The 2382-nt window shown below is 41.0% G+C and carries 1 protein-coding gene; it reads left to right on the top strand.

Features of this window, described 5'->3' with window-relative positions:
- On the top strand, positions 1-2382 hold a 2382-nt coding region (locus K4Z77_RS00005), incomplete at both ends, for a DUF1542 domain-containing protein (RefSeq protein ID WP_224218081.1).

Here is a 2382-nt window from a genome sequence, read left to right on the forward strand (position 1 = left end):
GATGACGCTCTTAAAGCTAAGGAAGCAGCAATTGACGCTCGTACAGACTTGACAGATGACGAGAAGAAAGCAGCTAAAGATGCAGCTAAAGATGCAGCAGATAAGGCTAAAGAAGCAATTGATGCAGCACCAAGCAATGCAGAAGTAGATAAAGCTAAGGAAGCTGGTACTGGAGCAGTTGAAGCAATCAATCCAGAAGCCAAAGCTAAACCAGAAGCTAAGAAAGCAATCGATGACGCTCTTAAAGCTAAGGAAGCAGCAATTGACGCTCGTACAGACTTGACAGATGACGAGAAGAAAGCAGCTAAAGATGCAGCTAAAGATGCAGCAGATAAAGCTAAAGAAGCAATTGATGCAGCAACAGACGATGCAGCATTGAATAAAGCTAAAGAAGCAGGAACTGGTGAAATCGCCAAAGTTAACCCAGTAGCTAAAGAAGCAGCTAAGAAAGCAGTAGCGGATGAATTAACTAAGAAAGAAGCAGAAATCGCTGGCCGTAACGACCTCACAGATGACGAGAAAGCTAAAGCCAAAGAAGAAGCTCAAGCGAAAGCTAAGGAAGCAACAGATGCAATCGATGCTCAACCAAGCAACGCAGAAACACCAGAGAAAGCAGCAGAAGCTCAAACAGCAGTAGATGGTGCTAAAGATAAAGGTGTAGCAGACGTTACAGCAGTAAATCCAGAAGCCAAAGCTAAACCAGAAGCTAAGAAAGCAATCGATGACGCTCTTAAAGCTAAGGAAGCAGCAATTGACGCTCGTACAGACTTGACAGATGACGAGAAGAAAGCAGCTAAGGATGCAGCTAAAGATGCAGCAGATAAGGCTAAAGAAGCAATTGATGCAGCACCAAGCAATGCAGAAGTAGATAAAGCTAAGGAAGCTGGTACTGGTGAAATCGCCAAAGTTAACCCAGTAGCTAAAGAAGCAGCTAAGAAAGCAGTAGCGGATGAATTAGCTAAGAAAGAAGCAGAAATCGCTGGCCGTAACGACCTCACAGATGAAGAGAAAGCTAAAGCCAAAGAAGAAGCTCAAGTGAAAGCTAAGGAAGCAACAGATGCAATCGATGCTCAACCAAGCAACGCAGAAACACCAGAGAAAGCAGCAGAAGCTCAAACAGCAGTAGATGGTGCTAAAGATAAAGGTGTAGCAGACGTTACAGCAGTAAATCCAGAAGCCAAAGCTAAACCAGAAGCTAAGAAAGCCATCGAAGATAAATTAGCAAAACAATTGGAAGACATTGCTAATACTCCAGATGCTACTGATGACGAGAAGAAAGTTGCGGCAGATGCAGCGAAAGCTCTAGCAGATGAAGCTAAGAAAGCAATCGACAATGCTAAAAAAGATGCAGATGTTGCAAAACTTCAAGATGAAGCTGAGAAAGAAATCGAAAAATCTGTACCTGTTGTAGAAGATAAGCCAAATGCACGTAAAGCAATTGAAGATGAAGCAAAAGCTAAGAAAGAAGCAATTGATGCACGTACAGACTTAACTCCTAAAGCTAAAGAAGATCTTAAAGCTCAAGTAGATGCAATCGCAGATCAAGCTAAGAAATCTGTAGATGCAGCTAAAACATCAGAAGCTGTTGATGGAATTGAAGAGTCAGATAAAGCGGCTATTAAAGCTGTAGGTGAAGTGAATATTCCGGCTGATAAAGTTCTTGTAAATAATCCAAGTGCTTTAACAGATGATGAAAAAGCTAAGGTCTTAGAAGCTGTTAAGAAAGTAAATCCAGATGCTAAAGAAATCACTCAAGACGCAGATGGAAATGTTACTGTTACAACTCCAGATGGGCACAAAGAAATCATCACTCCTGAGCAAGTAGTGAAAACTGCAGATACAGCAAATGATCCAAAAGCAGGCAACGATATCGTTAAACCAGCGAATAAAGTAGTTGTAAATGATCCAGCTAAGTTGACAGATGCTGAGAAGGAGAAAATTAAAGCAGCAGTTGAAGCTGTAAATCCAAACTCAATTGTAGTAGTTGATGACAAAGGAAATGCTAAAGTTTCAACTCCAGATGGTCAAACACAAGTTATTCCTGTAGAAGAATTAGTACGTACTGTTGAAGATACTAAGAAACCAAATGCAGGTAACGACATCGTTAAACCAGCAGATAAGACTGTAGTAGCAAATCCAGAAAAACTTACAGATACTGAGAAGAAAGCAATCGAAGATAAAGTTAAAGCTGTAAACCCAGATGCAACAGTAGTTGTAGATGACAAAGGAAATGTTACTGTTACAACCCCAGAAGGTAAGACAGCCGTAATTCCAGCAACAGATTTGACAAAAGATCCAGAAGCTGCAACTAAACCAAATGCAGGTAACGACATCGTTAAACCAGCAGATAAGACAGCAGTTAAAGATCCAGCTAACTTAACT

The organism is Streptococcus mitis subsp. hohhotensis (genome assembly GCF_020089495.2).
Classification (GTDB): Bacteria; Bacillota; Bacilli; order Lactobacillales; family Streptococcaceae; genus Streptococcus; species Streptococcus hohhotensis.